The 25,219-nt window shown below is 69.2% G+C and carries 25 protein-coding genes and 2 pseudogenes; 16 read left to right on the top strand and 11 right to left on the bottom strand.

The window, feature by feature from the left end; genetic code table 11:
• Positions 1-200 (top strand): ATP-binding protein (locus D0Z08_RS33495; RefSeq protein WP_182481464.1); only part of this gene is annotated, 200 nt, incomplete at its 5' end.
• Here D0Z08_RS33495 and D0Z08_RS24145 read toward each other — a convergent pair.
• Positions 150-2,387 (bottom strand): recombinase family protein, encoded by a 2,238-nt coding sequence (locus tag D0Z08_RS24145; protein WP_118927843.1) that lies wholly within the window; start codon positions 2,385-2,387, stop codon positions 150-152. The genes D0Z08_RS33495 and D0Z08_RS24145 overlap by 51 nt on opposite strands.
• A complete protein-coding gene (locus D0Z08_RS32340) occupies positions 2,380-2,520 on the bottom strand; it encodes a hypothetical protein (protein WP_182481465.1) in 141 nt (46 codons plus the stop codon). Before D0Z08_RS32340 ends, D0Z08_RS24145 begins: the two co-directional genes overlap by 8 nt.
• A gap of 406 nt (positions 2,521-2,926) precedes the next feature.
• Between D0Z08_RS32340 and D0Z08_RS24155 the strand changes: the two genes are divergently transcribed.
• Positions 2,927-3,391, top strand: coding sequence for an ATP-binding protein (locus D0Z08_RS24155; protein ID WP_220454332.1), 465 nt, complete (start codon positions 2,927-2,929; stop codon positions 3,389-3,391).
• 23 nt (positions 3,392-3,414) lie between these two features.
• On the opposite strand, the gene D0Z08_RS24160 is transcribed toward D0Z08_RS24155, so the two are convergent.
• From D0Z08_RS24160 to D0Z08_RS24165, 3 genes are all read right to left on the bottom strand, one after another.
• Positions 3,415-3,672 (bottom strand): hypothetical protein, encoded by a 258-nt coding sequence (locus D0Z08_RS24160; RefSeq protein WP_147381530.1) that lies wholly within the window; start codon positions 3,670-3,672, stop codon positions 3,415-3,417.
• On the bottom strand, positions 3,662-3,856 hold the full coding sequence (locus tag D0Z08_RS31755; protein WP_147381531.1) for a hypothetical protein: 195 nt from the start codon (positions 3,854-3,856) through the stop codon (positions 3,662-3,664). Before D0Z08_RS31755 ends, D0Z08_RS24160 begins: the two co-directional genes overlap by 11 nt.
• A 114-nt stretch (positions 3,857-3,970) precedes the next feature.
• Complete coding sequence (locus D0Z08_RS24165) at positions 3,971-5,212, bottom strand: FlgD immunoglobulin-like domain containing protein (protein WP_118927846.1); 1,242 nt, start codon at positions 5,210-5,212, stop codon at positions 3,971-3,973.
• Positions 5,213-5,922: 710 nt separating this feature from the next.
• Between D0Z08_RS24165 and D0Z08_RS24170 the strand changes: the two genes are divergently transcribed.
• The 8 genes and pseudogenes from D0Z08_RS24170 (at position 5,923) to D0Z08_RS24205 (ending at position 13,379) form a co-directional block, all read left to right on the top strand.
• On the top strand, positions 5,923-6,435 hold the full coding sequence (locus tag D0Z08_RS24170; RefSeq protein WP_118927847.1) for a SigE family RNA polymerase sigma factor: 513 nt from the start codon (positions 5,923-5,925) through the stop codon (positions 6,433-6,435).
• A complete protein-coding gene (locus D0Z08_RS24175) occupies positions 6,432-6,734 on the top strand; it encodes a hypothetical protein (protein ID WP_118927848.1) in 303 nt (100 codons plus the stop codon). Before D0Z08_RS24170 ends, D0Z08_RS24175 begins: the two co-directional genes overlap by 4 nt.
• An 89-nt stretch (positions 6,735-6,823) precedes the next feature.
• Positions 6,824-7,849 (top strand): annotated as a pseudogene (locus D0Z08_RS24180) (IS256 family transposase); the annotation flags it as partial.
• A 102-nt stretch (positions 7,850-7,951) separates the two neighbouring features.
• Positions 7,952-9,004, top strand: coding sequence for a tyrosine-type recombinase/integrase (locus D0Z08_RS24185; protein ID WP_118927849.1), 1,053 nt, complete (start codon positions 7,952-7,954; stop codon positions 9,002-9,004).
• Entirely contained in the window at positions 9,001-10,944 is a 1,944-nt protein-coding gene (locus tag D0Z08_RS24190) for a tyrosine-type recombinase/integrase (RefSeq protein ID WP_220454333.1), read from the top strand. Before D0Z08_RS24185 ends, D0Z08_RS24190 begins: the two co-directional genes overlap by 4 nt.
• A gap of 43 nt (positions 10,945-10,987) precedes the next feature.
• Positions 10,988-11,203 (top strand): annotated as a pseudogene (locus D0Z08_RS24195) (transposase); the annotation flags it as partial.
• A gap of 140 nt (positions 11,204-11,343) precedes the next feature.
• Positions 11,344-12,132, top strand: a complete 789-nt coding sequence (locus D0Z08_RS24200; RefSeq protein WP_118927850.1) for a TolB family protein — start codon at positions 11,344-11,346, stop codon at positions 12,130-12,132.
• Between the two features lie 197 nt (positions 12,133-12,329).
• On the top strand, positions 12,330-13,379 hold the full coding sequence (locus D0Z08_RS24205) for a serine hydrolase domain-containing protein (RefSeq protein WP_182481466.1): 1,050 nt from the start codon (positions 12,330-12,332) through the stop codon (positions 13,377-13,379).
• Between the two features lie 58 nt (positions 13,380-13,437).
• Here D0Z08_RS24205 and D0Z08_RS24210 read toward each other — a convergent pair whose 3' ends face one another.
• The 5 genes from D0Z08_RS24210 to D0Z08_RS24230 form a co-directional block, all read right to left on the bottom strand.
• Positions 13,438-14,301 carry a hypothetical protein gene (locus D0Z08_RS24210; RefSeq protein ID WP_118927852.1) on the bottom strand — a complete coding sequence of 288 codons (864 nt, stop codon included), beginning with the start codon at positions 14,299-14,301 and terminating at the stop codon, positions 13,438-13,440.
• A gap of 44 nt (positions 14,302-14,345) precedes the next feature.
• A complete protein-coding gene (locus tag D0Z08_RS24215) occupies positions 14,346-14,921 on the bottom strand; it encodes a dihydrofolate reductase family protein (protein ID WP_118927853.1) in 576 nt (191 codons plus the stop codon).
• A gap of 127 nt (positions 14,922-15,048) precedes the next feature.
• Complete coding sequence (locus D0Z08_RS24220) at positions 15,049-16,005, bottom strand: ABC transporter ATP-binding protein (RefSeq protein ID WP_118927854.1); 957 nt, start codon at positions 16,003-16,005, stop codon at positions 15,049-15,051.
• Positions 16,002-16,817 carry an ABC transporter permease gene (locus D0Z08_RS24225; protein WP_118927855.1) on the bottom strand — a complete coding sequence of 272 codons (816 nt, stop codon included), beginning with the start codon at positions 16,815-16,817 and terminating at the stop codon, positions 16,002-16,004. The genes D0Z08_RS24220 and D0Z08_RS24225 overlap by 4 nt, the downstream gene beginning before the upstream one ends.
• Positions 16,810-17,619 (bottom strand): ABC transporter permease, encoded by an 810-nt coding sequence (locus D0Z08_RS24230; protein ID WP_118927856.1) that lies wholly within the window; start codon positions 17,617-17,619, stop codon positions 16,810-16,812. Before D0Z08_RS24230 ends, D0Z08_RS24225 begins: the two co-directional genes overlap by 8 nt.
• 99 nt (positions 17,620-17,718) lie before the next feature.
• Between D0Z08_RS24230 and D0Z08_RS24235 the strand changes: the two genes are divergently transcribed.
• Positions 17,719-19,599: an ABC transporter ATP-binding protein gene (locus D0Z08_RS24235; RefSeq protein WP_118927857.1), complete on the top strand. Its 1,881-nt coding sequence runs from the start codon at positions 17,719-17,721 to the stop codon at positions 19,597-19,599.
• A gap of 7 nt (positions 19,600-19,606) precedes the next feature.
• Here the strand turns inward: D0Z08_RS24235 and D0Z08_RS24240 are convergent, their stop codons facing one another.
• Positions 19,607-19,918: a response regulator transcription factor gene (locus D0Z08_RS24240; RefSeq protein ID WP_118927858.1), complete on the bottom strand. Its 312-nt coding sequence runs from the start codon at positions 19,916-19,918 to the stop codon at positions 19,607-19,609.
• A 308-nt stretch (positions 19,919-20,226) separates the two neighbouring features.
• On the opposite strand from D0Z08_RS24240, the gene D0Z08_RS24245 reads away from it, so the two are divergent.
• From D0Z08_RS24245 to D0Z08_RS24265, 5 genes are all read left to right on the top strand, one after another.
• Positions 20,227-23,052: an aconitate hydratase gene (locus tag D0Z08_RS24245; RefSeq protein WP_118927859.1), complete on the top strand. Its 2,826-nt coding sequence runs from the start codon at positions 20,227-20,229 to the stop codon at positions 23,050-23,052.
• Between the two features lie 104 nt (positions 23,053-23,156).
• Positions 23,157-23,840: a hypothetical protein gene (locus D0Z08_RS24250; protein WP_118927860.1), complete on the top strand. Its 684-nt coding sequence runs from the start codon at positions 23,157-23,159 to the stop codon at positions 23,838-23,840.
• 21 nt (positions 23,841-23,861) lie between these two features.
• Positions 23,862-24,164 carry a thiamine-binding protein gene (locus D0Z08_RS24255; RefSeq protein ID WP_118927861.1) on the top strand — a complete coding sequence of 101 codons (303 nt, stop codon included), beginning with the start codon at positions 23,862-23,864 and terminating at the stop codon, positions 24,162-24,164.
• Positions 24,161-24,802 (top strand): thioredoxin-like domain-containing protein, encoded by a 642-nt coding sequence (locus D0Z08_RS24260; RefSeq protein ID WP_118927862.1) that lies wholly within the window; start codon positions 24,161-24,163, stop codon positions 24,800-24,802. The genes D0Z08_RS24255 and D0Z08_RS24260 overlap by 4 nt, the downstream gene beginning before the upstream one ends.
• A gap of 10 nt (positions 24,803-24,812) precedes the next feature.
• The gene (locus D0Z08_RS24265) at positions 24,813-25,217 is read left to right on the top strand and encodes a YjbQ family protein (protein ID WP_118927863.1); all 405 of its coding nucleotides are present in this window, start codon (positions 24,813-24,815) and stop codon (positions 25,215-25,217) included.
• Positions 25,218-25,219: the final 2 nt, after the last annotated feature.

Below are 25,219 nucleotides of genomic sequence, written 5' to 3' on the forward strand. Positions count from 1 at the left end.
CCAAGACCCTGGCCGAGTTCGACGTCGCCGCGTCCTCGATCCCACCCGCCACGTTCGACTACCTGTCGTCCCTGGAGTGGGTCCGCGCGGCCGAGAACGTGTGCATGATCGGCCCCGCCGGCACCGGTTTGCACTGCGCAGTCCTTTCCTCAGGGTTGATCAAACAGTCCAGTCTGGTGGCCGTTTACGTTGATTCGTAGGCCTTTTCGCCGTCCTTGGTTGACGTGGACGGCTTCGAGTTCTCCGCGTTGGACCTTGTGCAACACGGTCTGCCGGGCAACTCCGAGGGCTTTGGCGGCGTCGGCGAGCCGGAGCCAGCCCTCGGGCACCTCGGGTGCCAGCCGGTCGCGGACGGCTTGGTCGATGCGGATCCGCCAGGGTGCTCCGGCGGTGAGCTGTTCGCCGGTCAAGAATCCGTCGTTCAACCATCGGTAGATGGTGACTTTGCCGACGCCGAGGAGGCGTTCGGCTTCGGCGACGGTGACCACGACTGCATCATCGTCGACGGGTGCGACAGTTTCGGTCGGCGGTTGGTAGGCCGGGATCCCGCGAGCGACCCGCAGGCTCTTGACCCGGGCTTTGGTGAAGTTCAGGCCGGTTCCGGTCCGGCGGCGCTGTCGGGCCAGGATCATCGCGATGGTGGTGTCGTCGTAGTTCTGGGCGAGTCGGCGGACCAGGGACACGGTGTCCTCGTCGGTGGTCCGGGCGTGGCCGCCGGTCTTGTTCATCTCCATTGCCAGCTCGGTGCTTGCGCCGCCCTGCCAGATCAGGGTGAGCGCTGCGGTGCGTTTCTCCTCATCGATGGTCACGACCACCTCGGTGAGGATCGCGCGCAAGAGCTGCTTGCGGTCACGAAACGACGTGGTCGGCGCTTCGAAGATGGCCTTGACGTCGGCGCCGGCACGGCTCAGCCAGGTCAGCTCGTCCTCGGTGAGCTGAACCGGTCGCCGGGCCTGCTGGGCGAGCAGGTCACGCTCGGCTTGCCGCTGGTCGGCAAGCCTGGTCTCCAGCGCGCGTTCCAGGGTGCGGGCGACCAGCCGGTTCTCCGGCTCTACCGCGTCGTACTGGCGTCGGGCGCGGTCGGCCTCAAATCGAGCCCGTTCCACCGCCAAAGTGAACGCACGCAGGCTGGTGGCGTGGGCTTGTTCGGCGTCGCGCAGGGCTTGGACGGTGGCGTCCAGCGCGGCCGGGGCGAGCACGGCGAAGACCTCGTCCAGGACCCGCTGCTCCAGGCGTTTGCCGCCGAGGCTTTGGCAGCCCTTCTCGCCGCCGTAGAGCTGCTTGGCTCGGGCGCAGACATAGCGCGGGCTGTTGCCGTTGGTGCCGGAGTATCCGGTCTGCATCATCCGGCCGCATCTGCCGCACCGGATCCGACCTTGCAGCAACGCCGATCCCTCGCGGGCCGCGCCACCGCCAGTGCCTCGTGGCGGGCGCCAGTTCGCCCGCAGCTGCGCGGTGTTCGCCTCATAGGTAGCCCAGTCGATGAAGCCGGGGTGATGCTCGGGGATCAGCACCGCCCACTCGTCTCGAGGCAGCGCCACGGTGCGGGTGACCACCCGTCCGCTCGGGTCGATGCGCTTCTCGGTCCGGTTGCGTCCGAACACGAACGCGCCGGCATAGCAGGGGTTGGTCAAGAAGTCGTGCACGGCCGGATACGTTGCGGCCGTCCAGTGGATCCGGCCGGTGCGTGCCGGACGGCGCGGCAGCAGCAGCCCGTCCTCGCGCAGCGACAGCAGCACCTGACGGGCCGAGCCGAGCTCGGCGAACCGGCGGAACACGGTCGCGATTGCCTCCACCACCGCCTCATCGGCGCTGAGGACGACTTTGTCGTCGTGGTCGTAGTCGAACCCGACCGGGAGACCCTGGCGCAGTTCACCACGCTCAGCCTTGTGCCGCAGGCCCGCGGTCAACCGGGATCGGATCAGATGCAGCTCGGCCTCGCTCATCGTGCCCTTCAGGCCAAGCACCAGCCGGTCGTTGAACTCCCCGGGGTGATAGACGCCGTCGGAGTCGGCGATCAGCGTGTTCGTCAGCGCACACAGGTCCAGCAACTGGTACCAGTCGGTGTTGTTGCGGGCGAGCCGGCTGACCTCGATACCGAAGATGATGCCGACCTGTCCCAGCCCGACATCGGCGACAAGTTCCTTGAATCCCTCCCGCGCGGTGGCCTCTGACCCCGACCGTCCTAGGTCGGCGTCGATCACCTTGACCTGGTGCGGATCCCAGCCCAACGTCACCGCGCGTTCCCGCAGTTCGTACTGGCGGGCCAGGCTCTCGGTGTGCTCACGGACCTGGGTCAAGGTGGACTGCCGCACGTACACATAGGCGTCCCGACCCAGGTGGACCGGAGCGATCTTCGCCGGAATCAGCGTGGACGACTCAGGCATCGCCAGCCACCTCCCGCCGCTCCTCGGTGGCGTCGATCAGCACGCCACGGGCGATCAACACGGCCAGCAGTCCGAGCACGTGAGCGCGGGTCGCATCCGGCAGCTCCCACCAGCGGTCATTCGGATCGGTCAAGTCGGGGTCCGGAAGTGCAAGCTGGACGGACTCAGCGGCTACTCTCAGGGCACGCAAATAGGTTCACCTTCCCAAGGTTCGTTGGCGCGATCAGGGTGGGTCGAACCTATTTGTTGTCTCGGGCACCAGCGCGACCAGAACGGCGCGCCGGGCGCAGCCTCGTCACCATCGCGTGCAGGGCCCGAAGACCCTCCCCGTCGAGGACAACGCCCGCGAACTCCGCCGCTGAGGTCCCCAGAACGTCGGTTGCATCTGCGCGGATCGTGCCGGGACTCCCGTCCGGCAGGTCCACCACCAAGTACACGACCCCGTCCACCCGCCGGAAGTGATGCGCAGCCAGCAGGCAGCCGAACAACGGATGGGCTGAGACCGTCACCCGCACCTGGCAGGGCAGCACGGAACGCAAATGTTGCAGTCTGTCGGACTCACTGCCGGCACCGGGAAGTCCCACACCCTCATCGCGTTAGGTATCGCCGCGGTCGAGCACGGTCACCGGGTCCGGTACTTCACCGCCGCCGAACTCGTCGAGACCCTCTACCGAGGACTCGCCGACAACTCGGTCGGCAAGGTCATCGACACCCTGCTCCGCAACGACCTGATCCTGGTCGACGAGCTCGGATTCGCGCCCCTGGACGACACCGGAGCCCAGCTGCTGTTCCGGTTCGTCGCGGCCGCCTACGAACGCCGATCCCTCGGCATCGCGTCCCACTGGCCCTTCGAGTCCTGGGGACGATTCCTGCCCGAGCACACCACCGCGGTCAGCATGCTCGACCGACTCCTGCACCACTGCCACACCATCGTCACCGACGGCGACTCCTACCGCATGAAACAGGCCCGAGCGAAGGGAGGAACCCGACTCAACACCCACTGAACCTCAGCGGAGGGTGGGGACTTTCAGTTGGCCACCAGCGGGGACCGCAACATGGCCATTGACACGGCGATCTGGCAGCCCTGCTCGCCCAGGAACGGCAGATCGACTCGACCACGTGGCCCTCGGCCCGCAGCTCGTTGATGAACGCGACGATCAGCGGTTGCGGGGGTCGAGCTCCCCGCGAAGAAAATCGAGGCCCTGCGCAGGATCTCGTTGTCTTCCTCGAGCCGGCGGACCTTGGCCTTCAACTCCTTGACCTCGGCCAGTTCCTCACTCGTCATGCCTTGGCGTTGGCCGCTGTCGACCTGGGCCTGGCGGACCCAGCGCCGCACGGGACTCCGGTCCGACGCCTTCGCGACGGGCCACGGATTCACAGGCAGCGGTCATCGAGGGGTACTCGGCCAGGCGGTCCAGCACCAGACGGGCGCAGCGCTCCTTGACCTTCGGATCGATCTTCTTCGGCACGGTTCGCATCCTTCCAACTCGAAAGGATGCGGCATCAAACCTGGGGCGCTTCAAGTTGAGTCCGGAAGCGTTCTCCTCGGCGCGACCCGGTCATCACCGCATCGTTTCAGTTGCTCATGGGTTCAGGCACTCTTCGTCCGCTGCCTCGCAGTAGTGGCGGTACTCGACGGTGAACGTGTCGACGTCATAGGAATCGGGGCTCTCGGTTGAGAACGACCACCACAAGGCATCAGAGAGCCCGGGCAAGAACGGATGTGTAGCGAGGTCCGGCGTCTGCCATGGGATCGTGGTGGTGCCGTCACCCGGCACCGTGAATGTCGGCGCCTGCGAAGGCCCGTAGATATACCCCTGATCTGTCGTCCCATGCTCTGTCGGGCCACCGGTGACGGAAACGCGGAAGCTGTCCGCCGGTGCAGCCGCGAACGGTACGGAGTATGTGAAGTAAGCCCGCGTCGGACCGTCGAACCAGCAGGGGCGGAAGCTCAACCCGTCGGGGAAGCGATCGCTGGGGGTTGCTGCGCAGTAGTCCTCCTCGGCCACCCGGAACCTCCGCGTCTGACCCGCTGCGAGCGTGTCGGTGAAGACATCCTCGATCAGCTGCTCGTGAGACACCGTCAGCTGCCTCTTGAAGACCTGTCGGTTGCCGGCGCCGTCATGGACGATCATCCGAGCCCGGTAGTCACCGGCAGGCATGGCGCTGCCGTCCCCCCGACGCGCATACCACGCGAATGTCGGTGTGATCGCGTGTTTGACGATCCCGCGCCGGACCACGTCCCCGGAGCCGGAGCGGATCTCGAACACGACTCGGGGAACACCGTCCGCGTGGAACTCTGTCAAGTAGTCCCACCCTGGGAAGAGGTACACGAGGAGGACGCGGTCCGCGACCTGGTTCGCCTGGGGATAGACCGGGAGACGCGTGGTCACGAGCGAGCCGCGATCCATGGTCGTCACCACCGTCGCGTTGGCTACGTTGACCGTTTGCTTGCGCTCGCCACGGGTGGCCGTCACCATCACGGGATAGGTGCCGTCCGGTACGACGCCGCCGCCGTCGCGCTTCCCGTCCCAGCGCCACAGGTGCTCACCACGGGCCAGGCGGCCGAGCCTCACCGGGCCGCGCACCACCTCGCCGGTGATTTGGGAGCGGACGACCAACTTGACCCGCGCCGACTTCGACAGGAGGAACCTGATCCGGCCGGCGTCCTTGCGGCCGTCCCCGTTGGGAGAGAACTGGACGCGCCAATGCACCGTCTGGAGCAGTGGCTCTTGCTTCGCGTCGGTGGTGACGAGCGCCGACGCCGGCACGACGTGGAGCACAGCGGTGAGGAGGAGCAGGACGACCGGGCCGACTCGCCTCATGATGACCCCCTTCTGCGCCGACTTTACGTCGGATTGTTGTCGAATGTGGGTCGAACGAACGGGCACGCCGAGCCACTGACTGCCCGACAGCGCCCGTTACCTGTGCGGGCACACCGTGGCGAGGAGCCGACGCGGGCCGGCCAGATCCCGCTGTGAGTCATGCGCCTGATGCGCCACCGCATCCTGGGCGGCGTTTCCGGAGTTTCTCGAAACTCCGGGCCGGTTCAGACGACCTACGCCGAGTCGACGTCTCTGGTTTGGGCCGCGTCTTTGTGGGCGGTGTGCAGCACGGACGCCCGCGAGGCAGCGCGTCGGCGTCGCGCAGCCGTTCGACGCACACGCCGACCTCGTGCGGCGTAGACCGTCCCTCGAGCGAACCGTATGACCCTGAAAGGGGGACGAGCGACCTCGGCGTTCTCACCAGCGGGCGGAGGGCATCCGGCGTAGTGCTGCCTCGAGTTCATCGACGCGGATGCGGATTGCCCGACGGCCGCAGTGGTAGGCAGGGATCGTGCCGTCGCGGAGCGATACGCGATAACGCCGTCGAGGTGGCGAGACCGTGCGGCGCACCGACCATCAATGCCTCACATGTCGCGACGACCAGGTGTCCTCCCGTTTCTCGTTTGTGCGACACAGGTTTCCGTTGGGTCGAGGATCGACCCAACGGATCTCCCGTGCGTGGTGTCTGGAGGGTGAAAGGGGGTCCGAGGATGGACGTAGACGAGGCCTTCACGACCTACGTCGCGGAGCGACGACTCCAGCTGTTCCGCACCGCCTGCCTGCTCTGCGGTGATCCGCACCAGGCCGAGGACATCGTGCAGGACGCGCTGGCGCGGTTGTACGCCGCGTGGCCACGGGCGTCCCGCGCGGCCAACGTCGACGCCTATGTGCGTCAGGTCATCGTGAACAGTCATCTCAATCAGGTGCGGCGGCCGTGGCGCCGTGAGCGCGGCGCCGCGACCGTGGGCGAGAGCCCTGCTGCCGCTCATCTGCCCACCGAGGACCTCCAGGTGATGTGGTCGGCCATCCGGCAGCTGCCGCTCGGGCAGCGCAAGGTGGTCGTCCTCCGCCACTACCTGGGGCTGAGCGTCGAGGAGACCGCCGCCGACCTCGGCATCAGCGCCGGCACGGTGAAGAGCCAGACCAGCGATGCCCTGGCCGCGTTGCGCCGGGCGCTGGACGTCGACTTCGGCACCCCTGTTCGGGAGGGAGAGGACGCATGAGCATCAACGATTCCGACCTGATCGAGCGGCTGCACGCGGTGGCCGAGGGGTTCGAGATGAAGCCCACGCCACCGTCCGCCGACCTCTGGCGAGGACGCCGTCGGGTGCGCCGGAACCGGGGCCTGGTGGCGGGTGCCGCGGCGGCCGCCGTCGCTCTCGTCATCGGCGTTACCGCCACACTGGCTGGACAGGACCGTGCCGATACCGACCCGGTCGAGCAGCCCAAGCAGATCGAACAGATCGACCAGATCGACACGGGCATCCTTCGCAGGAGAGTCCCTTGGGGTGGTGGGGTTTGAGGTCCAACGGCGGGGCTGCGTGAAGTAGGCGGCCATCGGCGGGATCTTCGGTGTGAAACGACCAAGTCACGCACTGAAGGAGACCACCGATGGCCTTGTCCCAGTCTGCCCTGTCTGAGTTGCTCGAGGCGTTCCGTACCGGCGATGGCGTCGACATGATCCGCGAGTCGGTCCGCACCGTTTTGCAGGAGCTCGTCGAGTTCGAAGCCGCGGGCGTGATCGGCGCGGAGCGCTATGAGCGCACCGAGGACCGTGTCACCGAACGCAACGGAACCCGTCCCAAGCTGCTGGCCACCAAGGCCGGTGACATCGAGCTGCGGATCCCCAAGCTGCGCAAGGGCTCCTACTTCCCGTCCATCCTCGAGCCGCGCCGCCGGATCGATCAGGCGTTGTACGCGGTGGTGATGGAGGCCTACGTCCACGGCATCTCGACCAGGAGCGTGGACGACTTGGTCGTCGCGCTGGGCGCCGACAGCGGGATCAGCAAGTCCGAGGTCTCCCGGATCTGCGAGCAGCTCGATGAGTCGGTCGGCGCGTTCCGGACCCGGCCGCTGGACCACATCACGTTCCCCTACGTCTACCTCGACGCGACCTACCTCCACGTGCGCAACAAGCCCGGCAAGGGCGGCCAGGTCGTCTCGATGGCCGTGGTGGTCGCGACCGGGATCGCCGCCGACGGATCCCGCGAGGTCCTCGGACTCGACGTCGGGGACAGCGAGGACGAGACGTTTTGGCGCAGCTTCCTGCTCAGCCTCAAACAGCGCGGACTCGGTGGCGTGCAGCTGGTCATCAGCGATCAGCACTCCGGGCTCGTCAAGGCGTTGAAGCGGTCCTTCCAGGGCTCCGCGCACCAGCGCTGCCGAGTCCACTTCGCCCGCAACCTCCTGGCCCACGTCCCCAAGAGCCACGCCGACATGGTCGCCGCGGTGTTCCGCACGATCTTCGCCCAACCCGACCCCGAGGCTGTCGCCGCCGCGTGGGACGAGGTCCGCGACCAGCTCGCCGCCTCGTTCCCGAAGGTCGGGCCGCTGATGGACGACGCGAAGGCCGAGGTCCTCGCGTTCACCGCGTTTCCCAAGGCCCACTGGCGCAAGATCTGGTCGACCAACCCACTATCCGTTAACCGGCCCTCAGAGGACACGCTCCCGTTAGCGGCGTGAGGTCCCTCCACCGGCCGGCTGGCAGGTCGATGCTGACGGTGAGGGAAGGAAGCCGCGATGACGGTGTCGGTACAGGTTGTGGATGGCAGGCACTGTTTGGTCGGCGACTGGCCCGGCACGGGAGTAGGGAACGAGTTCCTGGCGCATCTACGGGCGCGGGCCTTCTCGCCGGCGACGGTCCGGGCCTATGCCTTCGACCTGGTCAACTTCGCCCGGTTCCTCGACGAGCGGGACCTCTCGCTGGGATCGGTCGAGCCGATGGACGTCTTTGCCTGGGTCGACTGGCAGGGCGCCCGCACACCGGGGTCGGGGAAGGTGGTCCGGCTCGCGCCACCCAGTGCCGCGCCCGCGACGATCAACCGCAGGGTCGCCGCAGTGCGCGCGTTCTTCGAGTTCCTGGTGATGAGCAAGGCCTGTGCGGCGAATCCGGTCCCCGCACCGCGTCGGGGCCAGGGGCTGCGGCCCACCGCCCGGGGCATGCTCGGCCATCTCGGCCCGGGTCGTGCACGTGGCGGCGGGCGTCTGGTGCGTGAGCAGCGTCGGCTTCCGGAGTCGCTGGATCTGGCCGAGGTGCAGGCCTTCATGTCGGGGTTGCGGACCCATCGGGACCGGGCGATGGTGCTGGCCATGCTGCTGGGCGGCCTGCGTTCGGCAGAGGTACGCGGTTTGCTGATCAAGGACGTCGACCAGGGACGACGACGGCTGCGGGTGGTCGGCAAGGGTGGACGGGAACGGGTGGTCCCGGTCGACGCCGCGTTCTTCGCCGAGCTGGTCGCCTATCTGCGTCACGAGCGACCCCGCGGACTCACCACCCCGGAGTGCTTCGTAGTGCTGCGCGGACCCACCACCGGCGCGCCGGTCAGCGAAGCGGGGCTACGGGCGCTGTTTCGGCGGCACCGGGACACCTCGGGAGCGACCAGGGTGCGACCGCACCGGCTGCGGCACACCTACGGCACCGAGCTTGCCGTCGCAGGGATCGACCTGCTGGCACTGCGGGAGCTGATGGGCCACGTCAGCCCGGAAACCACCAGCAGGTACGTGCATCTCTCCACCGAGCACCTGGCCGCCGAGTACGCGGCCGCCCGGGCGACCCTGAGTGAGATCCGGTGAGCACCGCCGTCGCAAGGACCGCGACCACCGCGGACCACGACTGGATGAGCGCCTATGTCGAGCACTGCCAGCGGCTCGGCTGCGGCGACCGGGCGCTGCGGGACCGGCTGCGTAGCGCCCGCGGGTTCCTCGCCGCTCACCCGGATCCGTGGGTCTGGATGGATCAGCCGACCACCACACGGGTCACCGAGCTGCGCCGCACCCGCGCGTGGCCGCTGCTGGTGTTCCTCATTGGCACCGGCCGGCTACGGCTCGACCTCGAGTTGGCCGCGGCCAAGAACCTCACCGGACTGGGCGCCATCGTCGAAGCCCACCATGGCGAGGACTTCGCCACCGCCCGGGCAGCCGGGCTTCGGCTGGGCTGGACCCCGACCTGGGTCGACACCGTGCTCGGTGAATGTCTCGCGGTCCTGTTGGCCTGGCACGGCGGCACGATCGCCGACCTCAGCCAGCAGATCGTCGCCGAGTTCGACGAGCAGCTGGGCCAGACGATGCAGCTGTCGCGGTCCTCGCTGCGTGCCTACCGCGCCCGGCTGGCCAGCCTGCGACAGCTCATGTTCGAGATCGGCGTCCATGACGCCCCGCCGCGGCGCCGGCCTTGGTCCCGGACGCTGGAGCAGCGCTTCGCCGACGTCGCGATGGCCGAGGCGATCCGGACAGTGCTGCTGCGCTACGTCCAGACCCGCGCGAGCGTGCTGCGCCCCCGCTCGGTGGAGTCCCTGGTCAACGACCTATTGCCGTTCGCGGAGTTCCTCACCGCGCACCACCCCGAAGTCACCACGCTGCGGGACCTGGAACGCCACCACGTCGAGGAGTTCCTGATCTGGAACCGGACCCGTTCGTGGCGCGGCCGCAAGGCCCGCCCCCAGCCGGTGTCGCCAGCGGTCACCCAGGCCGCCGTCCTGAGCCTGCGCAACCTGCTCGAGGACATCGCCGCCTGGGGTTGGGCCGAGGCACCCGCCGGCCGGCTGGTGTTCGCCGCCGACGTCCCCAAACTCGACCGGCTACTGCCACGAGCCCTCGCCCCTGACGTCGACGCCAGGCTGATGGCCGCCGTCGCCGACCTGCCCGATCGGTTCGCCCGGACCGGCCTGCAGGTGCTGCGCGGATCCGGCCTGCGGGTAGGGGAACTCCTCGACCTCGAGATCGACGCCGTCATCGACTACGGCCCCGCCGGGACCTGGCTACGGGTCCCGCTCGGCAAGCTCGCCACCGAACGATCCGTCCCGCTCGACGAGGAAACCCTGGCGGCGCTGGATCAGTGGGCCCACCACCGGGGTGTTCATCGACCCATCCCGCACCCCCGCACCGGCCGACCCACCGACTTCCTCTTCACCGAACACGGGCGACGGCTCGGCGCGACCCGGCTGCGCAACGGACTCCTCGCGGCCGCGGCAGAAGCCGGCCTATGCGGGCCCGAAGGAGGGCCGCTGACGATCACGCCGCACCAGCTACGCCACACCTACGCCACCGCACTGGCCAACGCCGGCATGTCCTTGCAGGCCCTGATGGCGTTGCTCGGACACGTCACCCCGGAGATGACCATCCGCTACGCCACGCTGGCATCGCCCACCCTGCGAGGCGCCTACGACGAGGCGATGGGCAAGATGCGCCGCCAGCTCACCCTCACCCCGGTAGGACGACCGATCGTGCCAGACAAGATCTCCTGGCTAGCCAGCGAGATGCTCAAGACCCGCGTGGCACACGGCTACTGCTCCCGCCACGAATCCCAGGGCACCTGCCCCTACGCCAACATCTGCGAGACCTGCGACAACTACACCCCGGCCGCCGAGTTCGAGCCGACGCTCACCGACCAACTCGCCGACATCCGAGCACTACAGACCGACGCCGAAGAACGGGGCTGGACCGCCGAACAGGAACGACACCGACACGTCGCGACAGCCCTCGAAGGACACCTGAACAGCATCCGGCCAAGATGAAACGACCGACGCACAACCTTGACCCCACCACGAGGGCCGGATAATGGAGCGAGTGAACAAGGAGATCAAGCGCCGCTCCCGCGTCGTGGGCATCTTCCCCAACGCCGCCGCGGTCATCCGGCTGGTCGGTGCGGTCCTGATCGACATGCACGACGAGTGGATCGCCGGCGACCGTCGCTACCTCTCAGAGGAGTCCATGGCGCTCCTCAACGACCCCGTGGATACTGGTGATCACGCCGCCATCGAGAGCGGCGAGTAGGGCACCGAGGATCCCCTCAAAGCCCACCACCCAGCGGGGCTCTGTCCATCTTCGCCGCCGTCCACGGCTGGCTGGTCTACGGGGATCGCAACGGGATCTGGGCGGTCGACCCGGGGCGACCCGACCAGGAGCCGAAGCTCGTGGCCGACGAGCCGGGGCAGCCACTGGGATGGTCGAGCGACGGGACGAAGCTGTTGATCGCCAGGGTGGACATCGACGGCACCGCCGAGGGGAGACTCGGCCTGGCCGTGCTGAACGCCGACGGCACCGAGTCTCGGGTCGCAAGCGGCACGACCTACCTCGGGGGCTCGATCTCCCCCGATGGCTCGCAAGTGATCTACTCCGACGCGTTCTCCGGCAAGCCCGGGATCTACACGGTCGGAGCCGACGGGGGCACGCCGCGTCTCCTGCACAGGCCTGAGCCGCGGCCGGATCCCGAGCCGGCTCCCGGTCAAGAGCCGGCCATGTTCGATCGGGAGACCTACTACCCGGTGTTCTCACCTGACGGCAGCCAGATCGCCTACTTCGACGGCCACGGGGACTGGGGCCACCGGCTTCGGGTGATGAACGCGGACGGAACCGGTAGCCGGACTCTGTACGAATCCGAGGGCCACATCAACGGGCTGGCGTGGGCCGCGGACGGCCAGCGGCTGATCTTCGGCAACGACGACGGGATGTGGCGCATCGGAATCGACGGGTCGGGGTTCACCCGGATGGACGTCCCGGGCGGATTCCCGGACTGGTCTGCGGACGGATCCTGGGTGCTTTACGTGCGGGCGCGCAGCCTCTACCTCGCCCGTGCGGACGGCACCCAGGCAACCGAGCTCTCCAACGCGCCCCTCGGCTGGGGGTACGCGCCGCCCGCGTTCCTGGGGGCGCGGTGGTCGAGAGGGTGGAACCCGCTCCCACTCGAGGGAGGTGCGGAATGAACAGATCCTGGTGCCGAAGGCCGGTGCTGTCGCTGGCGTTGATGTTCGTCCTAGCGCTCGCCGGGTGCAGCTCGGAGTCACCGGCCGGTCCAGCCACCAAACCTGCCTCACCGTCAGCCACGGAGACGCAGGCGACCCCGCCACCGGCGCCCGAGCCATTCCCGGTCCGCGCCTTCGCCGACATCAACGCGGACCCCGTGTCCGAGGACCGTGCCGCCGAGCTCCAGGCCGTTCTGGAGGAGATGAGCGAGGACGCGGACGGCGCCGGCATGTCGGCCACGGTGCTGTCACCGGAAGGCTCGTGGAGCGGAGCGATCGGCACGGCGGACGCGAGCGGCCGGAAGGTCGGGGTCCGCGACCAGTTCGCCATCGCCAGCGTCACCAAGACGATCGTCGCGACCCAGGTGATGCAGCTCGTCGAGGCCGGTGAGCTGGGCCTCGACGACCCGGCTGCCGACTACCTGCCCGCCGACCTCGACTTCGACAGCAACGGGGCCACGATCCGCCACCTGCTCAGCCACTACAGCGGCATCCCCGACTGGTTCGACGACGAATTCAAGGAGAAGCTCGCCACCAGGCCTGGGCGATCGTGGCGACTCGCCGAGGTACTGGCGACGATCGAGGAGGATCGCTGGCCTGCAGGCGAGACATTCGAGTACGCCGACACCAACTACAACCTGCTCGGGCTGATCATCGAGCAGGTCACCGGGCGGCCGCTGGTCGACGTGCTTCGCGACGGCGTCCTCGGCATCGACCGGATACCCAGGCTCATCTACCAGCCGGACGAGGCCCCGAGCGAGCCGATCGCCATGCCCTACGCGGAGCCGGTCTCCGCCCTCGAGGCCAGGGGCGGCACCCTGCCATCGCTGGCAGACTCGACATCCGCCGGCCCCGCAGGCGCGCTCGCGACGGACGCGTCGTCCTTGGCGCACTGGTGGCAGGCATTGTGCACGGGGCAACTCGTGTCTCCGGAGTCGCTCACCGCCATGGCCCGCGACGTGGAGACCGGTGAGCGCATCGACAGGTACGGGGACGGCCACGGCCTCGGACTGACGAACATGACCGGGTCGGACGCCAGGTCATTCGGGTACGGCGGATACAACCTCGGCTACCTCGCCTGGACGGCGTGCCTGCCGGCCAGCGGATCGGTGGTTGTCGTCCTGACCAACACCACGGAGGTCCCGGAGGCCTGGCCCAGACCGCTGGTAGCCGAGGTCGACTGCGGCGAGGCTGGGGCGACTCCGTGAGTGAGCCGAACCGCCGAGGTCGCTGCTGGAGCCGGCCGCAACGCGGTAGTCGTGTGCCTCAGCGCACGGGCAGGGTGAGGTTCAAGTCGTTGAGCTCGCCGCCGACGACGTCGAACGTTCCCGCGGCGTACGGCACCCCGCCGTTCCACTGGTGGGTCGAGACGGTGACCTGGTACCGCCCGGTCGGCAGCGTGATCCGGTACGACCCGTCCGCGCCGATCGCGGCCCGGTGGCCGTCGGGCTCGCCGGCGAACTCGACCTCGCCGGACGTGACGAACTGGCCGGTCCCGAGCGCGGGTCCGCCGTTGAGCGTCACGACACCGGTGACACTGCCGCGCTCGGTGTTCGGGTCGACGTAGGTGAAGGGTCCGACCCGGACCGCGGGCGGGGTCTCGCCGGCGCTGCACGCCGACCGTCCGAAGCCGGGGACCTCCACGGCCAGGCCCGGTGCGACCCGGAGCCGGACGGCGTCGTCGTCGACCGGTCCGCAGGCGTGGGAGGCGGCCCATCCGAACGTCACCTTCACCGAACGGTCGGGCAGGACCGTGAGCTGCCGGGCGTCGCCGAGGCTGCCGTCGGTGACGGTCGCGACGCCCGCAGGACGCCAGTCGGCGAGGACGACGACGAACGGGAAGCCGTCGACCGTGCACGGCTCGACGCCCGGGGCGAGCTCGAGGGTCGCGGTGAGGTACGTCGTACCGGCCGTCACCTGTCGGCTGGCACCGCCGGCGACGAGATCGCCGGCCGCGCACGGGTGCACTCCGGCCGACGCCTGCGTCGCCGCGGGGCGACCCGGCTCGGAGCCACCACGCGCCACGAAGTACGCCACCGCGATGACGAGCACCAGCCCGGCGGTCACCGCGGCAGCGACGTCGTCGCGGCGCCGCTGGCGCGGCGCCGGGAGTCGGTCGAGGTCGGTCACGGTGCACTCCGGTCGTCGAGGTTCTACGACCGGTCTACACCCGGCTACCGCACGACGTCGTAGATGAGCTTCTGCACGCCGTTCGCGTAGGACTCGCTCTCGGCCAGGCTCAGCTTCTGCTTGTCGGGTGAGGAGTCGGTGAAGAGCCGCTTGCCGGAGCCGAGCACGATCGGGAAGACCAGCAGGTGGTAGCGGTCGACCAGACCGGCGGCGGCCAGCGACTGAGCGAGCCGGGCGCTGGCGTGGACGGAGATCGGTCCGCCCTCGGTCTCCTTGAGTGCGGCGACCTCGTCCATGTTCCGGAGGATGGTGATGTCGCCCCAGTTGTCGACGAGCTCGTCCTCCTTGAGGGTGGTGGAGACGACGTACTTGGGCATCGCGTTGTACTTCGGGAACTCCTCGGTCATCTTCGGCCACACGGGTGCGAAGAGGTCGTAGCTGACCCGGCCGAGCATCAACGCGCCGGCCTCCTCCTGCTCCTGCTCCTTGATCGCGTAGACCTCGGGGCGGAACTCGACGTCCTTGAACGACCAGCCGCCGTGGGGGTGTCCCTCGTTGCCTCCGGGCGAGTCGATGACGCCGTCGAGGGTGATGAACTCGGTGACGTACAGGGTGCGCATCTCTGATCTCCTTGGGTGGGGGTTGCTTCAACCTCACCACGAACGGCACGGTTGGGATACGACAGGCACCCGCCAAAAATTTCAGGATCCTGCCAATCCGGAGCAGAGATGCCGGGTACGACGCGCGTCAGCGGCGCGCGGCGTAGATCCGTCGTACGACGTCCTCGATGTCCGGCTCCTCGACGGTGAGGTCCAGCACCTCCGCCCGCTCGCTGACGGACGCCAGCACCCGCGCGGCCGTGGTCGCCTCGGCGTCGAACGCCAGCCGCTGGCGCAGGCCGTGGCCCTCCGAGCCGAGATGGCGCGTGCCCGGGATGCCGGTCAGGTCCTCGATCGACTCGGCGAGGTCGACGACGAGGACCCGCTCGGCGCCGACGGTCCGCGAGAGTCCGGGCAGGTCGCCGTCGTAGGCGAGCCGGCCGCGGTCGATGACGAGGATCCGGTCGCAGAGCCGCTCGACGTCGCCCATGTCGTGGGTGGTCAGGAGCAGGGTGGTGCCGTGGGTCCGCCGCTCGGCGACCAGGAACTCGCGGAGCCGCTGCTTGGAGAGAACGTCGAGCCCGATCGTCGGCTCGTCCAGGATGACCAGCCGGGGGGAGTGGAGCAGCGCCGCGGCCATCTCGGCCCGCATCCGCTGGCCGAGGGACAGCTGACGCACGGGTGTCCCCAGGAACTCCGCCATCTCCAGCCGCTCGACCAGCTCGTCGGTCCGCTCCTTCTCCGCGGCCGCCGAGAGGTCGTGGATGGCCGCGAGGATCCGGAAAGACTCCCGCACCGGCAGGTCCCACCACAGCTGGGAGCGCTGGCCGAACACGACGCCGACCTGGCGGGCGAGCCGCCGCCGGTCCTGCACCGGCCGGAGCCCGCAGGTTGTCACGGAGCCCTGGGTCGGCACCAGGATCCCGGTCAGCATCTTGATCGTGGTCGACTTCCCGGCGCCGTTCGCGCCGATGTACCCGACCGCCTCGCCGGGCTCGATCCGGAGGGTGAGGTCGTCGACCGCGAGGACGGTGCGCCGCTTGAGCCCGTCACGGACCTTGAACTCCCGGGTCAGCCCGGTGGTCTCGATGATCGGTTCGGTCATCCTCCGCCTCCTTGGTAGTGCCGGACGCCGAGGCGCCAGCTCACGAGCGCCATCACCCAGGTCCACGCCGCGGCGACCGGCGCGCACCAGCCGACCCAGTCGGGAAGCCCGAGGGGTGCCTCCACGCCGAGGAGCCAGAGCGCCGGCAGGAACCCGGTGAACGCCATCGGGAAGAAGAAGCCGAAGACCGCCCACAGCGGCCGGTTCCAGACCGAGGCGGGCTGGGTCGCCGCGTAGCGGCCGCCGTACACGAACGCGTTGGTGGTCTCCGCGCCCTCGACCAGGAAGAACTGCGCGCCGCCCGCCCACACGAACATCCCGGCGAACATCGCGTAGCCGCTGACGATCGCGACGAGGAGCAACAGCACGTGGGCGGGACTCCAGGCGATGTCGTTGACAGTCAGGCCGACCACCAGTGCAACGGCTCCGACCGCCGCCCGGGCGAGGCGGCGCAGCGAGATGTCGCTGGTGACGAGCTGGAGCAGCAGCGGCTGGGGGCGGAGGTAGAAGACGTCGAGGGTGCCGGCCCGGAGGTACGTCGGCAGGTTGTCGCAGTGCCCGAAGGTCATGTCGGCGAGGGAGAAGCAGAGGTCGGCCAGGCCGAACACCAGCAGGATCTGGGAGAACTCCAGGCCACCGAGCTCGACGACGTTGTGGAAGAGCACCCAGATCTCGGCCAGCTCGATCACCCCGACCAGCATCGAGCTGGCGAGGTCGACCGCGAAGCTGGCCCGGTAGGAGCGCTGTGAGCGGGCCCGGGATGCGAGCACCGCGCGATAAGGGCGGGTCCGGGCGCCGAGCGAGTCAGCCACCCTGCACCTCCAGGTGGCGCCGACCGGCCCGGGTGAGGACCTGGCCGAGCGCGCCGACGCCGGCGAGCCAGGCGAGCTGGACCGCGAGCAGCACGAGCGACTCCGTGACGTCGACACGGCCCGAGATGATGTCGACGGGATACATCATCATCGACGGGAACGGCGTCGCCTGCGCGAGCATCTCCAGCCACTTCGGGAAGATCCAGATCGGCACGAACAGCCCGGCCAGGAATCCCGACACCACCATGTAGAGGATCTGCAGGCCGCGGGTCTCGACCAGCCAGAAGCCGGGTGCGGCCACCACCAGGTAGACGGTGGCGGCCGAGATCGCGATGCCGAGCAGGATGCTGACGGCGCCGAGGAGGTACGACGCCGGGTGGTCCGGCAGCGCCATGCCCACCACGAGGCCGCCGATGAGCACCGACGGGATGCCGCGCGGGATCAGGTTGAAGAGCGACTTGCCGACCTCGGTCGTGATCGCGGCTGCCTGTACGTCGAGCGGGCGGAGGAAGTCGACGGCGACGTCGCCGTCCTTGATCCGGTCGGCGATGTCGATCCGGCCGAAGAGGTTGACCGACCCGAGCAGGCCCTGCGAGACCCAGATGTAGGTGCTCATCAGCGCGACGTCGTACCCCTGCAGCTCGCCGCCGGCCGCGCGGACGGTTGCGAACAGGATCGCCACCTTGAGCAGACCGAACGTGGTGTTGGCGACGAGACCGCCGAACGCCGCCAGGAGGTAGGCCGACTGCCGCCGGAACCCGGCGACGAGGATGCGCCAGTAGACCCGGATCGTTCCACGCATGAGGAACAGCAACCTAAGCCTGCCCGCGCCCCGCGCCAAGTTCCGGCCCGTGCGCCCGAAACTTGCCTTCAAGTTGACTTGAAGTCCTACTGTCGTCGCATGAGCATGGAGTCGATCGCGTGGAGCCAGATGTACCGGCGGATGAGCGCACCGGACGAGCGGCGCGCCTTCAGCGCCGCGACCGCCCGCCGGATCCTGGCGTTCGCGAGGCCGCACCGCCGCAAGCTGATCGGCTTCCTCGTGCTCAGCGTGGCCGGCGCCGCGCTCGCGGTGGCGACGCCGGTCCTGGCCGGCCGGGTGGTCGACGCGATCGTCGCGGGCTCCGAGTCGAGGGTCGTGGTGCTGCTGGCGCTGGCGATCGCAGGCGTCGCCGTGCTGGACGCCGCGATGGGCCTGATCACACGGGGGCTCTCCGCGAGCATCGGTGAGGGGCTGATCCTCGACCTGCGGACGGCCGTGTTCGACCACGTGCAGCGGATGCCGGTCGCCTTCTTCACCCGGACCCGGACCGGTGCGCTGGTCAGTCGACTCAACAACGACGTGATCGGCGCCCAGCGAGCCTTCAGCAGCACGCTGTCGGGAGTGGTCGGCAACCTCGTGATGCTCGTCCTCACCCTGGTGGTGATGCTCGGCATCTCGTGGCGGGTGACGCTCCTGGCGCTGGTCCTGCTCCCCGTCTTCGTCGTCCCGGCGCGCCGGATGGGCAACCGGCTCGCCAGCATCCAGCGCGAGGCGGCCGATCACAACGCCGCCATGGGCAGCCAGATGACCGAGCGCTTCTCGGCACCCGGTGCGACCCTCGTCAAGCTGTTCGGCCGGCCGGACCAGGAGTCCGCCGATTTCGCCGTGCGGGCCCGGCGGGTGGCGCAGATCGGCGTCCGGACCGCCATGGTGCAGACGACCTTCGTGACCGCCCTCACGCTGGTGTCCGCGCTCGCGGTGGCCCTGGTCTACGGCCTCGGCGGCTACTACGCCCTGACCGGCCGGCTCGACGCCGGCGACGTCGTCGCCCTCTCGCTGCTGCTGACCCGGCTCTACGCCCCGCTCACCTCCCTCGCGAGTGCGCGGGTCGAGGTGATGGCGGCGCTGGTGAGCTTCGAGCGGGTCTTCGAGGTGCTCGACCTCGAGCCGCTCATCCGGGACCGACCCGGTGCCAAGGACGTGCCGGCGGGACCGGTGTCCCTGGAGCTCGACGACGTCCGCTTCTCCTACCCGTCGGCGGATCGGGTCTCGCTGGCGTCCCTGGAGGACGTGGCGACGCTCGACACGCGCGGCGGCGAGGAGGTCCTGCACGGGGTGACCCTGCGCGCGGAGCCGGGCGAGCTGGTCGCGCTCGTCGGCTCGTCAGGTGCCGGGAAGTCCACGATCGCGCAGCTGGTGTCCCGGCTCTACGACGTCGACGCGGGCGCCGTACGGCTTGCCGGCATCGACGTACGGGACCTCTCGGCGGCGGCGATCCGCGACACCGTCGGCATGGTGACCCAGGACGGGCACCTCTTCCACGACTCGATCCGCGGCAACCTGTTGTTCGCGCGGCCGGAAGCGACGGAGGAGGAGGTGTGGGACGCCCTGGAGCGGGCCCGCCTCGCCGACCTGGTGCGGTCGCTGCCCGACGGCCTCGCGACGGTCGTGGGTGAGCGGGGCTATCGGCTCTCCGGCGGTGAGCGGCAGCGGTTGACCATCGCCCGGCTGCTGCTGAAAAGACCGCGGGTGGTCGTCCTCGACGAGGCGACGGCGTCGCTCGACTCCACGTCCGAGGCAGCGGTGCAGGCGGCGCTCGCGGAGGTGCTCGCCGGGCGAACGGCACTCGTCATCGCGCACCGGCTCTCAACGATCCGCGCTGCTGACCGGATCCTGGTGGTCGAGGACGGGAACATCGTCCAGCAGGGCACCCACTCCGAGCTGCTGGCGGTCGGCGGCCGCTACCAGGAGCTCTACCGCACCCAGTTCGCGGAGACCGACGACGGCGTGCCGGCCTGAGCGAGGATCAGTCGACGGAGGCGAACCCGCTGCGGTAGGCGGCGATGACCAGCTGCACGCGGTCACGCACCCCGACCTTCGCGATCAGCCGGGCGACGTGGCACTTCACGGTCGCGGGGGAGATGAAGAGGGTGCGCCCGATCTCGGCGGTCGACTGGCCCTCGGCCAGGAGGCGCAGCACGTCGGCCTCCCGGCGCGACAGTCGCGCGGTCCACGGGAACGTCTGCAACCCTTCCGGCGTGCCGGCGTACGTCGGAGAGACGACCTGGAGGTGGCGGTACGCCGCCACCGTTGCGGTGGTCCGCTGCAGCTCCGTCATGCTCTTGCTCCTCGGTCTCCGCCCCCGCGGTCGCGGACAGTCCCTGGCTCGGGCCCTGTTGGCGAGGCTAGGGAGACCTCGCCGACCCTGTCCGGCAGGTCGGGGAAGGTGATACGGATCTGAGACGGGTTCTGGATGCTGGGACGACTGGTGGTTTCACTCGGTCCCATGTATCTTGACATCAAGAGATGTCGGGGATTGGTGGTCCCGACTTAGGGCAGCCTCACTATCCGCCCGCCGGTTGACGGCGGCAGGATGTGGCGGCAGACCTACCCCGACACAGATGTCGTTAGAGGACGGAGACGCGGATGGCCAGCAAGGACAGCTTCGGCGCCAAGAGCACCCTGGATGTGGAGGGGAAGTCCTACGAGATCTTCCGCCTCGACGCGGTGACCGGAGAGGGTCTCGATCAGGCGTCGCTGCCGTTCTCCCTCAAGGTGCTGCTCGAGAACCTCCTCCGCACCGAGGACGGCGCCGACATCACCGCCGAGGACATCAAGGCCCTCGCCGGCTGGGACGCGGACGCCCAGCCCGACAAGGAGATCCAGTTCACCCCGGCCCGGGTGATCATGCAGGACTTCACCGGCGTGCCCTGCGTCGTCGACCTGGCCACGATGCGCGAGGCGATGGCCGACCTCGGCGGCGACGCCACCAAGATCAACCCGCTGGCGCCGGCCGAGATGGTCATCGACCACTCGGTGATCGCCGACGTCTTCGGCACGCCCGAGGCGTTCGGGCGCAACGTCGAGATCGAGTACGAGCGCAACCGGGAGCGCTACCAGTTCCTGCGCTGGGGCCAGACCGCCTTCTCCGACTTCAAGGTCGTCCCGCCGGGCACCGGCATCGTCCACCAGGTCAACATCGAGCACCTCGCGCGCGTCGCGTTCACCCGCGAGGTCGACGGCGTGCTCCAGGCCTACCCCGACACCTGCGTCGGCACCGACTCCCACACCACGATGGTCAACGGCATCGGCGTGGTCGGCTGGGGCGTCGGCGGCATCGAGGCCGAGGCCGCGATGCTCGGCCAGCCGGTCTCCATGCTGATCCCGCGCGTCGTCGGCTTCAAGCTCAACGGCGACCTGCCCGAGGGCGCCACCGCGACCGACCTGGTGCTCACGATCACCGAGATGCTGCGCAAGCACGGCGTGGTCGGGAAGTTCGTCGAGTTCTACGGCCCGGGCGTCTCGGTGCTGCCGCTCGCGAACCGCGCGACCATCGGCAACATGAGCCCCGAGTTCGGCTCCACGATCGCGGTCTTCCCGATCGACGAGGAGACCGTGAAGTACCTCAAGCTCACCGGCCGCTCCGAGGAGCAGCTGGCCCTCGTCGAGGCCTACGCCAAGGAGCAGGGTCTCTGGCACGACCCCGACGCCGAGCCCCGCTTCTCGGAGAAGCTCGAGCTCGACCTGGCCACCGTCGTACCGTCGCTCGCCGGGCCGAAGCGCCCGCAGGACCGGGTGTCCCTGTCCGACGCCAAGGCGGCGTTCCGCGACGCCCTGGACGAGTACGTCGACGACTCCGGCGACCAGCAGGGGTACGACGAGGCCGTGGCCGAGTCCTTCCCGGCATCGGACTCGCCGTCGCACAACAGCAGCCAGTCCGACAGCTCGCCGGCTCCGCGCGACCACGGCTCGGTCGACCACACCGTCGCCGGCCGTCCGAGGAACCCCGCCCAGGTGGAGCTCGCTGACGGCACCAAGTTCGAGATCGACCACGGTGCAGTCACGATCGCCGCCATCACGTCCTGCACGAACACCTCGAACCCGTCGGTCATGATCGGCGCCGCGCTGATGGCCAAGAAGGCGGTCGAGAAGGGCCTGACCAGCAAGCCGTGGGTCAAGACCACGCTCGCGCCGGGGTCGAAGGTCGTGTCGGACTACTACGAGAAGGCCGGCCTGACGCCCTACCTCGACAAGCTCGGCTTCAACCTGGTCGGCTACGGCTGCACCACCTGCATCGGCAACTCCGGCCCGCTCATCCCCGAGGTCAGCCAGGCCGTCAACGACAACGACCTCGCTGTCGTCTCGGTGCTGTCGGGCAACCGGAACTTCGAGGGCCGGATCAACCCCGACATCAAGATGAACTACCTCGCGTCCCCGCCGCTGGTCGTCGCCTACGCGCTGGCCGGCTCCATGGACGTCGACCTGTTCAACGACCCGCTGGGCCAGGACACCGACGGCAACGACGTGTTCATGAAGGACGTCTGGCCGACCGCCCAGGAGGTCGAGGACGTCATCGCGACCGCTATCACCTCGGAGATGTTCACCAAGGACTACGCCGACGTCTTCGCCGGCGACGAGCAGTGGCAGTCACTGCCCACGCCCGAGGGCAAGACGTTCGACTGGGACCCGGAGTCGACGTACGTCCGGAAGCCCCCGTACTTCGACGGAATGCCCGACGAGCCGGCACCGGTCACCGACATCGAGGGCGCGCGGGTGCTGCTCAAGCTCGGTGACTCGGTGACCACCGACCACATCAGCCCGGCCGGTGCCATCAAGAAGGACTCGCCCGCGGGCAAGTACCTCGCCGAGCACGGTGTCGAGTCGCGCGACTTCAACTCCTACGGCTCGCGCCGGGGCAACCACGAGGTCATGATCCGCGGCACGTTCGCGAACATCCGCCTCCGCAACCAGATCGCGCCTGGAACTGAAGGAGGCTTCACCCGCGACTTCTCTGCGTCTTCAGCGGCCGACGCCCCGGTGACCACCGTCTACGACGCCTCGGTCAACTACCAGGAGGCCGGCATCCCGCTGGTCGTCCTGGCCGGCAAGGAGTACGGCTCCGGCTCGTCGCGTGACTGGGCGGCCAAGGGCACCTCGCTGCTGGGCGTCAAGGCGGCCATCGCGGAGTCCTACGAGCGGATCCACCGGTCGAACCTGATCGGCATGGGCGTCATCCCGCTGCAGTTCCCCGAGGGCGAGAACGCCGAGTCGCTGGGCCTGACGGGCGAGGAGACGTTCTCGATCACGGGCATCACCGCGCTCAACGACGGCACCACGCCGCGGACGGTGAAGGTCAAGGCCGACGACATCGAGTTCGACGCTGTCGTCCGGATCGACACCCCCGGCGAGGCCAACTACTACCGCAACGGCGGCATCATGCAGTACGTCCTGCGCAACCTGCTGCGCAGCTGATCCGCTGGTCGAGGAGGTCGCTCTCGCGACCGTCTCGAGACCCTGATGGCCCGTCACCGGTGTGGTGGCGGGCCATCGGCCATCTCAGTTGGGACGATGGCCTCATGCGCTCCATCGGTACGGCGACCCTCCTGATCGTGTTGACGGTGCTGAGTGTGCTGACCGGGTGCGGGTCGGACGGCGGTGACGCGGACGACGTACCGACGATCACGACGCGGCCGTCGACGACCGCGTCGAGCAGCCCGACGACCGACCTGCCGTCGGTGTCGGCGACCGAGACCTCGGTGAGCCCGCCGATCGCCTCGGTGACCACACCGACGGCCGGGTCCGAGACGCCGACCGAGACCGGGCCGTCCCCGGAGCCGCCGACCGATCAGCCGGTCGGGCCGACGACGTACCGCGAGGCGCTCCAGCGAGTCGCCGCCGGCGCGCCCGGCCAGGTCGCCGCGCGGTTCTCGACAGATGACGACGTCATCTACTGCCTGCTCGACGACGCCGTGATCGGCCCGGCCTGTGAGCTGCGTCGCGGCTTCATCAAGGACGCCCGCATATGTGGGGGCGCGGCCGAGGGCGTCGGTCGGATCGAGACGTTCGAGGGCAAGGCCCGTCCGGTCTGCCCCACCGACACCATCCGCGAGCCGGGGGCCGAGGTGATCAGCGATGACGGCGTCGTCGTGACGAACGGTGATGGTGTCGACTGCCTCGTCGAGACCGCCGGTGTCACCTGCGTCGACATCAACGCCGACACGGGCTTCTTCCTCGCACCGGGGGAGTATCACGTCTTCTGAGCACGCCAGTAGCGTGAGGCCATGCTCGTCGCCTTCAGCATCTCGCCGTCCGTGGCCGCCGACGAGACCGGCGGTGTCAGCGAGGCCGTCGCCGCGGCCGTCCGCGTCGTCCGCGAGTCCGGACTCCCGAACGAGACCAATGCGATGTTCACCAACATCGAGGGGGAGTGGGACGAGGTGATGGCCGTCGTCAAGCGAGCGGTCGAGGTGGTCGCCGAGGTGTCGCCCCGGGTGGGGCTGGTCCTCAAGGCCGACATCCGGCCGGGGTTCAGCGGCCAGCTGACCGCGAAGGTGGAACGGATCGAGAAGGCGCTCGAGGGATGACGGACCCCCGCCCCACCTCGTCGCCGAGCAGGGCACTGCCGATCGCCGTGGCCGTGGTCGCCGGCCTGCTGGTGGTGATCGCCGCGATCGTGCTGCCGCTGGTCCTGGGCGGCGACGACGAGGACGACGACTCCGGGAAGGACACTGCGGACGGCTCGAGCGTGGACACCAGCAACCTCGACCTGGTCGAGGAGTACGACGTTCCGCCGTACGTCCACGTGCGTGACGACGTCACCTACCCCCAGAGCCCGCCGGTCGGCGGTGACCACTGGGATCCGTGGCTCGAGTGCGGGGTCTACGACGTACCGGTGCTCGACGAGTACGCCGTGCACGACCTCGAGCACGGCTCGATCTGGTTGACCTACCGCGCGGACCTCCTCGACGCGGACGGGGTCGCGGAGCTCGCCGGCCAGCTGCCGGACAACGGGATCATGTCGCCGTACGCCGACCAGGACGCGCCGGCCGTGATCACCGCGTGGGGCCGCCAGCTCCAGCTCGTCGGCGCGGACGACCCGCGGATCGCGCTCTTCATCGACGAGTACGGCGCGGGCGGGACCGCTCCCGAGGCCTTCGCCTCGTGCGCGGGCGGCATCACCGACCCCGACGGCACCGACTCGGCTGCCGGCACCGCGGCCTGAAGGAGAACCAGTGGACAGCGAGATCCTCCACTTCCGGACGGGTGGTGAGGAGCGGGTCCTCGACATCACCCGCGACTGCGCCGTGTTCGTGTCCGCGCGTGGTGACGGCCTGCTCCACCTGTTCGTCCCGCACGCGACGGCCGGGATCGCGATCATCGAGACCGGCGCCGGCAGCGACGACGACCTGCTCGCCGCGCTGGCCGACCTGCTGCCCGCCGACGACCGGTGGCGGCACCGGCACGGGTCGCCCGGTCACGGTCGCTCCCACGTGATGCCGGCGCTGGTGCCGCCGTACGCCTCGGTGCCGGTCCTGGGCGGGCGCCTCGCCCTCGGCACCTGGCAGAGCATCTGCCTGGTCGACCTCAACGTCGACAATCACGACAGAGACGTCCGGCTGAGCTTCCTGGCGCACTAGCC

Source organism: Nocardioides immobilis, from assembly GCF_003515065.1.
In the GTDB taxonomy this organism is placed as follows: domain Bacteria; phylum Actinomycetota; class Actinomycetes; order Propionibacteriales; family Nocardioidaceae; genus Nocardioides; species Nocardioides immobilis.